The sequence below is a fragment of the Micromonospora sp. NPDC048930 genome, assembly GCF_043197935.1.
Lineage (GTDB): Bacteria > Actinomycetota > Actinomycetes > Mycobacteriales > Micromonosporaceae > Micromonospora.
In genome coordinates this window covers 77544-91330 of record NZ_JBICUB010000013.1, presented here as the reverse complement: position 1 = coordinate 91330, position 13787 = coordinate 77544, and the positions used below count along the sequence as shown (strand labels likewise).

The window sequence follows — 13787 nt, the reverse complement described above, 5'->3', positions numbered from 1 at the left end:
CGGCGTCCCCGGGAGCGGTCCGGCGACCGGTCGACGTGGGCGCGTCGTCGGGGACGGCCCGACGACCGGCGGCCGTGGGCGCCTCGTCGGGAGCCGCGCGACGGCCGGCGGAGGTGGTCGCCGGGTCCGGGGCGGCCCGATGACCGGCCGGGGCGTCCGGCACGGAGCGACGCCCGGAAGGCGCGGCCGGACCGCCGCTTCGGGGACCGCCGGACGGGACGCCGGGCACCGGCGGGGCGTTCCCGCTGGGCGGCACGACGACCGGTTGGTCCGGTTCCGCGGCGCGGCGGCGACCGCCGACCGGACCGTCCACCCGGGGACCCGCGGTGCCGGACGGGTCGGGTCGCTCGCGGCGGCGCGGATCGGCGTCCGCCGGGCGCGGGGCGGCAGCAGCCGGGTCGACCACCGGGTGATCGGTGCCGGGCGGTGCGGCCGCGGCCCGCGCCGAGGGCACCGCGCGCCGGCCGGTCCCGGGCTCGGCCGACCGCCGGCCGCCGCCGGACACCGGGCGGACGCCCGGCTCGGCACCCTCGGGGAGGGACCGCCGGCCGGCGCCCGAGACCGGGCGGACGCCCGGTTCCGCACCGTCAGGAAGGGACCGCCGGCCGGCGCCGGAGACCGGGTGGGCGCCGGTGTCGGCGGCACCGGGCACGCCGCGACGCCCGGCGCCCGAGACGGGCCGGAGCGCCGGGTCGGCCCCGCCCGGGCCGTCGGCTCCGTGCCGACCGCGCGGGCTCGGCGGAACCGCGCCGCGCGGCCCGCCCGGTGGCACGTTCGGGCCGGCCTGAAAGCCGACACCGGAGGCCTGCCCGGGCCGGGCGGGGCCGCCCCGGGCAGGGTCGGGCGCGGGGCCGGCGGGCGGCACCGGGCCACCACGGGCACCGGCGGGACCGGCCGGCGGAGACACCCGACCGGGCTGGCCGGCGGGGCCGCCGGGCCGGCCGCCGCTCGGCGGGACCGGGGAAAGCTGACCGGAGCCCGCTTCCCCGCCGCGGCGCGGCGGCTCGGCGGGCTGGCGCCCGGGGCCGGGCGTACCGGGCCAGGGGCCGTCGACCGGGCGACGCCGGCCGGCGGCCGGGTCGGGGCCGTCGGGGCGTACCGGGGGCGTGGCCGGGCCGGCAGTCGAACCACGGCGCGGCGGAGCATCCGGCCCGGGCCGGCCGGCGGGCGGCGGCACGGCACCGGGACGAGGCCCGCGGGGCGGTTCGGGAGCGGGCTCGCCGCGGCCGGCGGGCGGCAGGCCAGCCGGTGCCGGCGGCGCCCCGCCGGTACGCGGACCCGACTCGTCGCCGTCCGGGCCGAGCTCGCCCCGCTGCTGCTTCGCCGTCCTCAGGTCGTCGATCCAGCCGAACTCCTCGCCGACGGTCGCCTCGTCCGGCTCGGCGTCGGCCCTGCCGCGGCCCCACCGGCGACCCTTGGCACTCCGGTCGCGCCGCTCCTCGGGGTCGTCCTCGGGCCGCTCCGGACCACGCGCCATCACTGCTGACCCTCCTCGACGGCGTCGCTGCCGCCCTCGTTCGCCCCGTTGACCTGCTCCGGGCCCGCCGGGCGGCCGCCGTTCACGACGGCCGGCACGTCGGTCTCCGCGCGGGCGGCCGGCGCCGGCAGGCCCCGGACGATCCGGCGCAGCAGCGGCAGCCGGCCGGCCACCGCCCGCTCCGCGCCGTGGCCGCTGGGCCGGTAGTAGTCGGTCCCGACGAGATCGTCGGGAGCATACTGCTGGGTGACCACCCCACGGTGGTCGTCGTGCGGGTAGCGGTAACCGGCGCCGTGGCCCAGGCCCCGGGCGCCGGCGTAGTGGGCGTCCCGGAGCGCGCGCGGCACCGCCCCGCCCCGGCCGGCGCGTACGTCGGCGATGGCCGCGCCGATCGCCGTGGTGGCGGAGTTGGACTTCGGCGCGGTGGCCAGGTGGATCACCGCCTGGGCCAGGTTGAGCTGCGCCTCGGGCAGGCCCACGTACTCGACGGCGTGCGCGGCGGCGGTGGCGACGGTCAGCGCGGTGGGATCGGCCATGCCCACGTCCTCGCTGGCGAAGATGACCAGGCGCCGGGCGATGAACCGGGCGTCCTCGCCGGCCACCAGCATGCGGGCCAGCCAGTGCAGCGCCGCGTCCACGTCCGAGCCGCGCATGCTCTTGATGAAGGCGCTGGTCACGTCGTAGTGGGCGTCGCCGTCGCGGTCGTACCGGACGGCGGCGACGTCGACGGCCTGCTCGGCGGTGGCCAGGTCGATCCGCCCGGTGCCGAGCGCGGTGGCGGTGGCCGCCGCGGCCTCCAGGGCGGTCAGCGCCTTGCGGACGTCACCGCCGGCCAGGCGTACGAGGTGGTCCTCCGCGCCGGTCTCCAGGGTGAGCGCCCCGCCCAGCCCGCGCTCGTCGGCGACCGCGCGGCGCAGCAGGCCGCGCACGGCGTCGTCGTCCAGCGGCTGGAGGGTGAGCAGCACGCAGCGGGACAGCAGCGGCGAGATGACCGAGAAGTATGGATTTTCGGTGGTCGCCGCGAGCAGCGTGACGGTCCGGTCCTCGACCGCGGCGAGCAGCGAGTCCTGCTGGGTCTTGCTGAACCGGTGCACCTCGTCGATGAAGAGCACGGTCTGCGGGCCGCCCGCCCGGCGCTGCCGCCGCGCGGTGTCGATCACGGCCCGGACGTCCTTCACCCCGGCGGTCAGCGCGGACATGGCGACGAAGCGGCGGTCGGTGGCCCGGGCGACCAGGTGCGCGATGGTGGTCTTGCCGCTGCCGGGCGGCCCCCAGAGGATCACCGACATCGGCGCGGCGCCCTCGACGAGCTGGCGCAGCGGGGCGCCCGGGGCGAGCAGGTGGTCCTGCCCGACCAGCTCGTCGATGCTGGCCGGCCGCATCCGGACGGGCAGGGGTGAATCCGCGCGGGCGGCGGTGAACGCGTCGACACCACCGGAACCCGCGGGGGCGCTGGGCGCTCCGGCGGGCTCGCCGAGGGTGAAGAGGGCGTCGGACTCCATCACGAGAACAGTACCGGGCGCGGCCGACGACGCTGGAATCGCGCCGTGGGCCGCGCCCGGGTGATCTGTTCCGGTCAGCCGCGTCCCGGCCGCCGACCCCGGTACCAGCGGCCGCCGCCGCCACCGCGGCCGACACCGGCCAGGTAGAGGGAGAGCAGCAGGAAACCGATCAGCATGAGGGTGTGGGTGTTGAAGAGATCGGGCGCGCCGAGGTTGGTGTTCAGGAAATCGATCAGCAACGCGAACCCGAACACGATGGCCGCGAGAATGGCGAGCATGTCGTTCCTCCGGTGGGGGTCCCAGTGGGTCGGCGTGGGATGTACCCAATCGGTCTGTTCGTCAATCTCCACCCTGGACCGGGCCGGCCCGCCGGCCGGGCCGGGCGCTAGCGGTCGGTGGCGAGGATCGCGTAGCGGACCGAGTCCCACCACTGCCCGCGGACCAGGAGGTGGTCCCGGCTGATTCCCTCCCGCCGCATCCCGATCTTCTCCAGCACCCGGTACGAGGCGACGTGGTCGGGCCGGGTGGTGGCCTCGACGCGGTGCAGGCCCACCTGCTCGAAGGCCAGCCGCAGCAGCAGGCCGGCGATCTCGGTGCCGAGACCCCGGCCCCAGTGGTCGGCGTGCACCACGTAGCCGATCTCCCCGCGCCGGTGCTGCGGGCTCTCCACGGTCAGGGTGCCCATCCCGACCAGCCGGTCCCCCGCCACCGCGGCCAACCGGTACACCGGCCGCGGCTCACCGTCGGCCTCGGCCCGCCACACCGACACGGCGTCCCGGACCTCGTCGAGGGAGGGCGGCTGCTCGTCCAGCACCCGGTCGAAGACCCGCGGCTCGGTCATCAGCGCGTACATCGGCGCGACGTCGGCCTCGTCCAGTTCGCGCAGCAGGCAGCGGGGGCCGGGCAGGCGTACCGGTCGTACGGAGCGGATGGGGGTCACGGGTTCTCCTCTCGTAGGCTGGCGGCATGATCACTACCGACCAGGTCCTGGTGGGTCGGGACGCCCTGCTCGCCGCCGCCGACCACCACCCGTACGCCCGGCACGCGCTCTGGCGGGACCACGAGCCGCGGGGCTGGCGGCGCGACGGCGCGGTGGGCTGGCTGCTCCCGCCCGAGCAGGGGCCGGCCGGCGGGGCGCTGGGGCCGGCCGGGCCGGCGCTGGACGTCTTCGCCGGCCTGGTCGCGGACGGGACGCTGCACGCCGGCCAGTGGCTGCACCTGCCCCGAACCACTCGGGAAGAGGTGGCCGAGCGGTTCACCGTCGCCCGGCTCGACGAGTGGGACTTCCTCTGGACCACGGTCGCCCCGCCATCGCAGGACGGGGAGGAGCGGGTGGTCCGCCTCACCGAGGCCGACCACCCGGCCCTCGACGCCCTGGTCGAGCGCTCCTTCCCCACCACGACCTCCCGCCCGGGCGACCCGCGCATCGTCGACTGGTACGGCATCCGCGACGGTGACCGCCTGGTCGCCTGCGGGGCGGACCGCAGCCGGGGGGACGTCGGCTTCCTCGCCGGCCTCACCGTGGCGCCCGGCCAGCGGGGCCGGGGCCTCGGCGCGGCGCTGACCGCCGGGATGACCCGGGCCCTGCTCGGCCGGTACGACCACGTCGCGCTCGGCGTCTACACGGACAATGTCGGCGCCATCCGCCTCTACCGTCGCCTCGGTTTCACCGGCACCGAGCCCCGCAGCTCCGTCCACCTGGCCTGACCGCCCCGCCCCGCCCGGCCGTGCCGGCCCGGGCAGATGCGTCCGGCCAGCCTTGTCCACCCCGGCGTCGGGCGTCCCGGCCGGCACGGTCAGGCGGACCGGGTGCCGGCACCGGCTGCGGGCGCCGGCACCGAGGTCGGGACGGCCACCGGCGCGGGGCCGGCGAGGCTGCCGTCGGGACCGGTCGCCGCGGGACTCGTCCCGGACGGAACCACTTCGGCCGCCTCCGGCGCCTTCTCCCCCGGTGTGGCCGGCTCGTCGGCGCCGGACCCGGCGGCCCGGCTCGCCCGCCAGGCCGGCAGGTAGAGCGGGGCGCCCAGGGCGAGCACCACGGCGCCGACCAGCATGGCGAGGCTGACGCTGGCACGGTCCGCGAGGGCGGTCAGCACGACCGCGCCGAGCGCACCGGCCGGCTGGCCCATCATCGAGTTCAGCGAGAGCACGCTGGTCCGGTACGGCCCGTCGACCTGCCGGTGCAGCAGCCCCATGTGCAGCGGGTTGGACGCGCCGTGCACGGTGTAGCAGGCCAGGTAGGCGACGAGCACGCCGACCGGGCCGGCGAGCAGGCCCATGCCGACCACCGTCACGCCCTGGAGGATCCGCATCAGCGCGGCGGCGGGCGCGGCGCCCAGCCGGCGCAGCAGGAACGGGGTGAGCGCGGCACCGGCGGCGTTGGCCAGCCAGGCCGCCGAGCCGGCCGGCCCGAGCAGGGCCGCGGCGCGGTCCGCGTCGCCGACCACTTCGGAGAGCCGGACCGGCAGCAGGGACTCGAAGGTGACCATGCCGAAGCCCCAGAACAGTTCGACCGCGACCAGCGCCAGCAGCACCCGGGAGCGGCGGAGCAGGCCGACCGCCTGGCCGACCATCCGGGGCGCCTCGACCACCGAGGCGCGCAGCGCGGGCAGGCCCTTGGCCGACCGGTGCTCGACCAGCAGGACCACCAGCGCCACGATCGAGACCGCCTGCAGGGCGATCGCCACCAGCACCGGCAGGGTCAGCGCGCTGACCGGGCCGATCGGGCCGAGCGCGACCAGCCCGCCGCTGAGCAGCGCGCCGGCGCCGATGGCGATGCCGATGACCGTGCCGGCCCAGCCGAGGCCGCGCTCGTACTCGGCCTCGGGATCGGCGGCCAGGGTGGCGTCGACGTACCAGGACTCCAGCGGGCCGCTGTCGAGGGCCCGGTAGACACCCTGGAGGGCCCAGACCAGGGCGAAGAGCCAGAACGAGTCGGCCACCGCGAAGAGCACCAGCGAGACCAGGCAGACCACCCAGGCGACGGCGAGGACCGGTTTGCGGCCGAGCGCGTCGGCGAGGCCGCCGGTGGGCAGTTCCAGCGCGAGGACCACCAGCCCCTGGGCGGTGGCGACCAGGCCGATCTGGGACAGCGACAGGCCACGCTCCTGCATCAGCAGGATCATCACCGGGATCATCAGACCGGCGGGCAGCCAGCGCAGGCCGTAGAGGGTGAGGTAGCGGAAGCGGACCTGGCGTACGGACAGTGTGCTCACCGGAACTCCTTCAGCAGCGGGTAGGCGGCGAGGTAGATCTGCACCTGCTCGGCGCCGGGCTCGGCCGGGTCGGCCTCGTTGCGGTAGCGGTCGAGGAGCTGCCACAGCTCGGCCTTGAGCGCTTCCAGCCGGGCCGGCGGGATGGCCATGAAGATGTCGCCCATGCCGAAGGCGTCCCGCCAGGCCGGCGACCACTCGTGCTGGGTGGCGAACCACTGCTCGGCGTGTTCCGCCAGGTGGCGCACCTGGTCGCTCTGGATCCACTCGATGGCGGCCCGGGCGTCCGGGTCGTCGTCGAAGTCGGTGGGCTCCCAGTTGGTCACGTCGTGCGCGGACCGCCAGAACCGCTGCCGGCCGGTGCCCCGGTCCGGGTCCTCGGCGACCAGGCCCACCTCGGCGAGCTGGCGCAGGTGGTAGCTGGTCGCCCCGGTGTTGGTGCCGAGCAGCTCGGCGAGGCGGGTGGCGGTCGACGGCCCCTTGACCCGCAGCGCGCCCAGCAGGCGCATCCGCAGCGGGTGCGCCAGCACCCGCACCTGCCGGTGATCCAGCCGCACGGCCCGTGGCGCGGGACGGGCCCCTTCGTTCTCCATGCCTTGCACAATAACTGTGCACACTTTCTATGCACAAGACTTGTGCATAGAAAGTGTGCATGATCCGACAGACGACCCCCGACGGGTCAGGCAGCCAGGAGTTCGGTGATCCCGCGCAGCCGGGTCCGGAGCAGGCCGGCGGCGCGGGCGGAGTCGAGGCGTACCTCGGCCGGGCGGTGCAGGCCGGCCGCCGCGCTGGTGGTGGTCTTCAGGCCGGCCGGGTCCAGGCCGAATCGTCGGGCCACGAGGAGTCCCATCTCCGCGCGGCTCACCCCGTCGGGTCCGGCCACGTTGAGCGGGCCCGCGTAGTCCGACGGCACCAGTTCCAGCACGGCGGCGGCGAGGTCGGTCACGTCCACCGGGCAGCGGACCTCGTCGGTGAAGAGGGACATCCGGCCGGCCAGGGCGTCCCGGCAGAGCTGGATCTGCTTGCTCCCCTCTCCCACGATCAGCGAGGTGCGCACCAGCACCGCGCCCGGGTCGGCCGCCCGCACCGCGGTCTCCGCCGCCGCCTTCGCCGCCCCGTACGGGAAGATCGGGGACGGCACGTCGTCGTCGCGGTACGGCTCCGGGCGGCCGGCGTGCAGGGCGTCGCTGGAGAGGTGCACCAACCGGGCCCCCACCTCGGCCGAGGCGTACGCGACGTGGGCCGCCCCGTCCGCGGTGACCGTCCAGTCGTCGTACCGGTAGGGGGTGCTGACCACGGCGTCGGGGCGTACCTCGGCCAGCAGCGCGCGCACGGCGGCGCGGTCCGTGACGTCGAGCCGGCGGGCCGCGACGCCCGGCACCGCGACGGCGGCCGAGTGGTACGTGCCGACCACCCGCTGTCCCGCCGCGACCGCCTGCCGGCACACCTCGGCGCCGAGGAAGCCGCTGGCCCCCACCACGAGCAGTGTCATCCCGTACCCCCAGAAAGCTCGAAAGGTCCCCGCCATCATGGCGGAGACCCTTCGGTCACGAGCGCGATCAGGTCGGGTCGGCCACCGGGGCGACCGGGCCGGCGGTGCCGGCGTGCGGGCCGGTCGGCGCCTTGGGCTTGGCGTCGACGCCGGCCTCGGCGCGCTGCTGCGCGGTGATCGGCGTGGGCGCGCCGGTCAGCGGGTCGAAGCCGCCACGGGTCTTCGGGAAGGCGATGACCTCGCGGATCGAGTCGGCACCGGCGAGCAGCATGCAGACCCGGTCCCAGCCGAAAGCGATGCCGCCGTGCGGCGGGGGGCCGTACTTGAACGCCTCGAGCAGGAAGCCGAACTTGTCCTGCGCCTCCTCGGGGGTGATGCCGAGCAGGTCGAAGACCCGCTGCTGCACGTCGCCGCGGTGGATACGGATCGAGCCGCCGCCGATCTCGTTGCCGTTGCAGACGATGTCGTACGCGTAGGCCAGGGCCTGGTCCGGGGCCTCCTCGAACCGGTCGACCCACTCGGCGTTCGGCGAGGTGAACGGGTGGTGCACGGCCGTCCAGCCGCCCTCGTCGGTGCGCTCGAACATCGGCGCGTCGACCACCCAGCAGAACGCCCAGGCGCTCTCGTCGACCAGGTTGGCCCGCTTGGCGATCTCGATCCGGGCCGCGCCGAGCAGCTCCTGCGCCTCCCGGGTGTTGGTGCTGGCGGCGAAGAAGATGGCGTCACCCGGCTTGGCGCCGACCGCGTCGGCCAGCCCGGCCAGGTGCGCCTCGGAGAGGTTCTTGGCCACCGGGCCGCGCGCCTCCCCGGTCTCCGCGTCCAGCACCACGTACGCCAGGCCCCGCGCGCCGCGCGCCTTGGCCCAGTCCTGCCAGCCGTCCAGCTCCTTGCGGGTCTGGCCGGCGCCGCCCGGCATGACCACCGCGCCGACGTACCCGCCGGCGTCGATCGCGCCGGCGAACACCCGGAACTCGGTGCCGCGCAGGTAGTCGGTCAGCTCGGTCAGCTCGACGCCGTAGCGCAGGTCCGGCTTGTCCGAGCCGTACCGGGACATCGCGTCGTGCCAGGTGATCCGGGGGATCGGCCGGGGGATCTCGTGACCGGCCAGGTCGGACCAGAGCGCCGCGACGATCGCCTCACCGAGGTCGATCACGTCGTCCTCGGTGACGAAGGACATCTCGATGTCGAGCTGGGTGAACTCCGGCTGCCGGTCGGCGCGGAAGTCCTCGTCCCGGTAGCAGCGGGCGATCTGGTAGTAGCGCTCCATGCCGCCGACCATGAGCAGCTGCTTGAACAGCTGTGGCGACTGCGGCAGCGCGTACCAGCTGCCCGGCTGGAGCCGGACCGGGACCAGGAAGTCGCGGGCGCCCTCCGGGGTGGACCGGGTCAGCGTCGGGGTCTCGATCTCCAGGAAGTCCCGCTCGTGCAGCACGGTGCGGGCGAGCTGGTTGGCCCGCGAGCGGAGCCGCATCGCCTTCGCCGGGCCGCTGCGGCGCAGGTCGAGGTAGCGGTACTTGAGCCGGATGTCGTCGCCGGCCTCCACCTGGTCGTCGACCGGCAGCGGCAGCGGGGCGGCCTCGGAGAGCACCTCCAGCGCGGTCGCGGTCACCTCGATCTCACCGGTCGGCAGGTCCGGGTTCTCGTTGCCCTCGGGGCGGCGGGTCACCTCGCCGGTGACCTTCACGCAGAACTCGTTGCGCAGCGCGTGCGCGTCCTCCTCGCGGAACACGACCTGCACGACGCCCGAGGCGTCGCGCAGGTCGACGAAGATGACACCGCCGTGGTCGCGCCGGCGGGCCACCCACCCGGCGAGCGTCACCGTCGAGCCGGCGTCCGCGGCGCGCAGGCTTCCGGCATTGTGGGTACGGATCACGGCTTGCGTCTCCTCATCGCTGAACGGGCTGCCCCCGCATTCTGTCAGCTTGGCGGAGCGCGCCCCGCGCCACCCGGCAACCCGGTCACCCGGTCACCCGGGCGACCGAACCGGTTCAGGCGTCGGGGATGTCCCAGCCGGTCACCTGGAGGGTCGCCGCGCCGCTGTTGGCCACCCCCACCACCTCGATCAGCGCCATCCGCCACGGCCTGCCGTGCGCCTTGGCGTCGCCGTAGTCGGTGGTGATGCAGATCGCCGTGCCCTTGCGCACCGGGACCGGCTGGTTGTCGCTGATCGGGGCAGTCCGGATCTTGTCGGCGCACTCCTGCGGCGTCATGCCCGCGCTGGCCGCGTCGGTGCCCTCGACCCCGTCCTCCAGCCGGAGCGTCGACGCGTCGTTGCCACAGCCCATGGTGAACCTGACGTCGGCCCCGTCCTCGTCGTTCTTCGCCCGCGGCTCGTCCAGGTCGGCGTACATCGAGTAGCTGCAGGACGCCTTGACGAGCAGCGGCTCCTTCTCGTACCGGGGCCGGTAGACCGTCCGCTCGTTGAGTGCGGGCGCCTCCCCCGGAGACTGGGGCGTGTCGTCGGGGGCGGTGCTCTCCGTTTCGGTGGGTGCGCTGGTGGTCGGCTGCCCGCCATCCGGCCCACCGGTCGCCGCCGTGCCCGCCGCCGCGGGCCGCAGCGCGATCTCCTTCGCATCCTTCGCCTGGTCGATGGCCCGCCAGGCGAAGATCGCCGAACCGAACGCCAGCAGCAGGGCGAGCCCGGCGACGCCCAGGGCGAGCAGGGTCAGCCCCTGCCCGGCTGGACGGGCGGAGGCGGGCCGACCGGGGACGCCACCGGCGGGCGGGGGCGCGGCAGGCCGGCCGGGGGCGCCGGGCGGAGCGGCGCCACCGGCGGCAGGCGGGTTCGCTCCCGGGAAGGTCGGCTGGGCGTCGTTCGGCCCGCGGGACTCGCTCATGGGCGGTTCTCCTGAACAGGTGACGGTCGGAGGAAAGTGCGGTTATCGCAGGATCGCGGGGCTTGCGCTGTCACCAAGCGGACAGCAAAGGTACGCGGAGTCGCTTGTGGATGGACGTGATGATAGAAACACGGGCGCAATCCCGTCGACCACAAACGGACCGGGGAGAGACGTGGCGACCGTCGACAAGGAGCAGTCCGTCGAGGCCGGTCGGGCCGAGGGCCGGGACGGCCCGAACTGGGTCGTGTGGATCACCACGGTGACCGCGGTGCTCAGCGTCCTCCTCGGCGGGGGCGCCCTGCTGCGGGACTACTTCGGTTGGGAGAAGACCGACCCGGGCGCCGGCCGGACCCCGGCCGGCGTGACCGGCGCGCCGAGCCCGGGTGGGGCGACCGCCCTGACGACCGGGACGTCCACCGCCGCTCCCCCGACCTCCGGGCCGGCCAGCGTGCACGTGGACAACCTGCAGCTGAAGGCCGGCGACGCCAACAAGGTCCCACTGCCCCGGGCGCTGACTGGTCAGGACGGTCTGGATCGGGCGATCGCAATCCGGTGCCCGGAGAACGTCGCCCAGGACAAGCAGCGCGAGGTGACGTACGAGCTGTTGCGCCGCTACCAGGACCTCACGCTCGGGGTGCGGGCGTACTCGCCGGACGACCCGCAGGCCCGGGTACGGGTCACCGTGTACGTCGCCGTCCGCCGGCCGGACGACAGCGGCGTGGACCGGCTGAAGCGGGCGTCAGCGGAAGCCCAGGAGGGCAAGCCAGGCACGCTGTCCGCCGACCTGTCCGGCGCCGACGACCTCATCCTGTCCGTCACGTGCGAGTACCCCGGGTCCATCGTGGTGCTAACCGGCGCCCGGATCACGCCGGCCTGACCCAAGACCGGGCGGACGGCGGTTACCGTGGCCGGATGCGTGCCGTACCGCTCTGGGCCGTGGTCACGGCCGCAGCGGCCCCGGTCCTGCTGGTGACCGGCTGGACGGTGGCCGCCGCCCGGCAACCCAGCGGGTACGACCCGGTCCGGGACACCCTCAGCGAGCTGGCCGCGCCGGGCGCCGTCGATCCGTGGATCATGACCGGCTGCCTGGTGCTGCTCGGCTGCTGCTACCTCGCCACCGCCGCCGTGCTGCACGCCGCGGGGCTGCCCGCCCGGTTCCTGCTCGCCGTCGGCGGCACGGCCACCGTCGCGCTGATCGCCTTCCCCCGCCCGCAGGTCGGTGGCTCGCTGGCGCACGGCACCGTGGCGACCGTCGCCGTCCTCGCCCTGGTGCTCTGGCCGGCCGGGGCGGCCCTGCGGCTGCCCGGGGCGGCGGTACCGGCCGAGCCACCGTGGGCGTTCCGGCGGCCGGTGGCGCTGACCGCGACGGCGCTGCTGCTGGTGCTCTTCGGCTGGTTCGTGCTGGAGGTGACCGGCGGGTCCCGGACCGGTCTGGCGGAACGGGTGACGGCGGTGGCGGTCGCCCTCTGGCCACTGCTCGCGCTGCTCTCCGCGCGCCGGGCCCACCGGCGCTGGTCCGGCGCCGAGGCGGCGCCACCCCGCCCGTCGGTCGGTTCGGGTCGGCCGGCCGCAGGTGACTGACCCGTACGTCGTCCTCGGCGAACTCTTCCGCGCCGGCGTAACGGGCCCGTACGGTGGTGGCATGACTGCCGGGTCGGCCGTGTGCCGTGAGTGGAAGAAGCGCCCGGCCACCGCTTGACCACCGCGCGGGCCCGGGGCCCGCCTTCCTCCGCCGCCCGATGAGGAGCCTGCGGAGGAAGGAGGTGACACACATGACCAGCTCAGCTCAGCCCGATCCGCGCGACGACGCGTGGGCGCGGTTCCGGGCGCGGCACGACGTCGGCGACGTGGTGAGCGTCCGGGTCACCCGCGTGGTGCCGTTCGGCGCTCTCGTCGAACTGCCCGGCGGGATCCCGGGCCTGCTGCGTACCGGGGACCGGCCGGCGGCCGGTGCCCGGGTCGCGGCCCGGGTCCGGGAGTTCGACGGCGACCGGCGGCGGGTGAGTCTCGTCGCGGCCTGACCGCAGGGCCCGGGCGGGCGGTTACGCCCGCCCGGGCCCGGCGCGGCCGCCGGCCGGTACGCGGAACGGGCCGCCGGTCGCCCGGCGGCCCGCTCGCGAGGGTCGATCAGTAGACGCTGACGCCGTAGACGCTGAGCGCCTCGGTGACCGGCTGGAAGTAGGTGGTGCCGCCGGAGGAGCAGTTGCCGCTGCCGCCGGAGGTGAGACCCAGCGCGGTGCTGCCGGCGAAGAGCGAGCCGCCGCTGTCCCCGGGCTCGGCGCAGACGGTGGTCTTGATCAGGCCGTAGACGCTGCCCTCGGCGTAGGTCACCGTGGCGTTCGTGGCCGTCACCGAGCCGCTGTGCACGCCGGTGGTGCTGCCGCTGCGCTTGACGGACTGGCCGACGTAGGCGTTACCCGCACCGGTGATGTCCTGCGAGGTGCCGTTGTAGAGGTAGACGGTGCCCGGGTGCGACAGGCCGGTGTTGTCGTACCGGACGATGCCGTAGTCGTTGCCCGGGAAGCTGGTGCCGACGCGCGGGCCGATGTAGGTGGTCAGGCTGGAGTTGGTGTACCAGCTCGCCGAGATGTTGGTGCAGTGGCCGGCGGTCAGGAAGTAGTACGTGCCGGCGCTGTTGCGCACGTTGAAGCCGAGTGAGCAGCGACCGCCCCCACCGGCGTAGATGGCCTGGCCGCCGTTGATCCGGGTGCTCAGCACACCGGGCTCGGAGATGAGCCGGACCGCGCCGTTGGTCCGGGCCACGGCGGCCTTGACCTGGTCGAGCTTGGCCCCGGTGACGGTGCTGTCGACGGAGATGACGACCTGGTTGGTGACCGGGTCGGTCCACCAGGCGGTGCCTGGGATGCGGGCCGACCGCTGCAGTTCGGCGGTGGCCGCCTTCAGCTCGTCGGCGCCGCGGGTGACGAGCTTCGGGGTCGCGCCGGCGGCGCGCACCTGGCGGGCGGCCGCGGCGTCGGTCACCGCGACGACCATCTTGCCGCTGGCGTCGGCGTACGTGCCGGCGGCGCGGTCGCCCAGCTGGGCGGCCAGGGCGGCGGCGGCGTCGGGGGACGCGGGCGAGGCGGGGGCGGCCTGGGCGGGTGCGCCGAGGAGCGAGCCGGTGACCAGGGTGCCGGCCACGGCGATCGCCGCGGCGCGGCGCAGCGAGGACCTCGTGGGTCGCATGTAACAACCTCCGGATGGGGGTGACGGGCGGCGTCACAGCGACGCGCCCGAGGACAACCCGGCCGACCTGGGGAAACCGGC

14 protein-coding genes are annotated in these 13787 nt (G+C 75.5%); 5 read left to right on the top strand and 9 right to left on the bottom strand.

Features of this window, described 5'->3' with window-relative positions; translation table 11 throughout:
* Window positions 1-265: 265 nt before the first annotated feature.
* Window positions 266-1486, top strand: coding sequence for a hypothetical protein (locus ACGFI9_RS28370; RefSeq protein WP_393182664.1), 1221 nt, complete (start codon window positions 266-268; stop codon window positions 1484-1486).
* On the opposite strand, the gene ACGFI9_RS28365 is transcribed toward ACGFI9_RS28370, so the two are convergent.
* From ACGFI9_RS28365 to ACGFI9_RS28355, 3 genes are all read right to left on the bottom strand, one after another.
* Window positions 1477-2979 carry a replication-associated recombination protein A gene (locus tag ACGFI9_RS28365; protein ID WP_393182663.1) on the bottom strand — a complete coding sequence of 501 codons (1503 nt, stop codon included), beginning with the start codon at window positions 2977-2979 and terminating at the stop codon, window positions 1477-1479. The genes ACGFI9_RS28370 and ACGFI9_RS28365 overlap by 10 nt on opposite strands.
* A gap of 74 nt (window positions 2980-3053) precedes the next feature.
* Window positions 3054-3257, bottom strand: coding sequence for a hypothetical protein (locus ACGFI9_RS28360; protein ID WP_393182661.1), 204 nt, complete (start codon window positions 3255-3257; stop codon window positions 3054-3056).
* A gap of 107 nt (window positions 3258-3364) precedes the next feature.
* Window positions 3365-3919, bottom strand: coding sequence for a GNAT family N-acetyltransferase (locus tag ACGFI9_RS28355; RefSeq protein ID WP_393182659.1), 555 nt, complete (start codon window positions 3917-3919; stop codon window positions 3365-3367).
* 26 nt (window positions 3920-3945) lie between these two features.
* On the opposite strand from ACGFI9_RS28355, the gene ACGFI9_RS28350 reads away from it, so the two are divergent.
* Window positions 3946-4686, top strand: coding sequence for a GNAT family N-acetyltransferase (locus tag ACGFI9_RS28350; protein ID WP_393182657.1), 741 nt, complete (start codon window positions 3946-3948; stop codon window positions 4684-4686).
* An 89-nt stretch (window positions 4687-4775) separates the two neighbouring features.
* Here the strand turns inward: ACGFI9_RS28350 and ACGFI9_RS28345 are convergent, their stop codons facing one another.
* From ACGFI9_RS28345 to ACGFI9_RS28325, 5 genes are all read right to left on the bottom strand, one after another.
* Window positions 4776-6194, bottom strand: coding sequence for an MFS transporter (locus tag ACGFI9_RS28345; protein WP_393182655.1), 1419 nt, complete (start codon window positions 6192-6194; stop codon window positions 4776-4778).
* Window positions 6191-6784 (bottom strand): helix-turn-helix domain-containing protein, encoded by a 594-nt coding sequence (locus ACGFI9_RS28340; protein WP_393182653.1) that lies wholly within the window; start codon window positions 6782-6784, stop codon window positions 6191-6193. The genes ACGFI9_RS28345 and ACGFI9_RS28340 overlap by 4 nt, the downstream gene beginning before the upstream one ends.
* Window positions 6785-6870: 86 nt before the next feature.
* Window positions 6871-7683: an SDR family oxidoreductase gene (locus ACGFI9_RS28335; protein WP_393182651.1), complete on the bottom strand. Its 813-nt coding sequence runs from the start codon at window positions 7681-7683 to the stop codon at window positions 6871-6873.
* 67 nt (window positions 7684-7750) lie between these two features.
* Window positions 7751-9556, bottom strand: a complete 1806-nt coding sequence (gene aspS, locus ACGFI9_RS28330) for an aspartate--tRNA ligase (protein ID WP_393182649.1) — start codon at window positions 9554-9556, stop codon at window positions 7751-7753.
* Between the two features lie 115 nt (window positions 9557-9671).
* A complete protein-coding gene (locus ACGFI9_RS28325) occupies window positions 9672-10520 on the bottom strand; it encodes a hypothetical protein (protein WP_393182647.1) in 849 nt (282 codons plus the stop codon).
* 172 nt (window positions 10521-10692) lie between these two features.
* On the opposite strand from ACGFI9_RS28325, the gene ACGFI9_RS28320 reads away from it, so the two are divergent.
* The 3 genes from ACGFI9_RS28320 (at window position 10693) to ACGFI9_RS28310 (ending at window position 12541) form a co-directional block, all read left to right on the top strand.
* Window positions 10693-11397, top strand: a complete 705-nt coding sequence (locus ACGFI9_RS28320) for a hypothetical protein (RefSeq protein ID WP_393182645.1) — start codon at window positions 10693-10695, stop codon at window positions 11395-11397.
* A 35-nt stretch (window positions 11398-11432) separates the two neighbouring features.
* Complete coding sequence (locus tag ACGFI9_RS28315) at window positions 11433-12101, top strand: DUF998 domain-containing protein (RefSeq protein ID WP_393182644.1); 669 nt, start codon at window positions 11433-11435, stop codon at window positions 12099-12101.
* Window positions 12102-12292: 191 nt separating this feature from the next.
* Window positions 12293-12541, top strand: coding sequence for a S1 RNA-binding domain-containing protein (locus tag ACGFI9_RS28310; protein WP_393182643.1), 249 nt, complete (start codon window positions 12293-12295; stop codon window positions 12539-12541).
* A 106-nt stretch (window positions 12542-12647) separates the two neighbouring features.
* On the opposite strand, the gene ACGFI9_RS28305 is transcribed toward ACGFI9_RS28310, so the two are convergent.
* Complete coding sequence (locus ACGFI9_RS28305; protein ID WP_393182641.1) at window positions 12648-13706, bottom strand: S1 family peptidase; 1059 nt, start codon at window positions 13704-13706, stop codon at window positions 12648-12650.
* Window positions 13707-13787 lie beyond the last annotated feature (81 nt).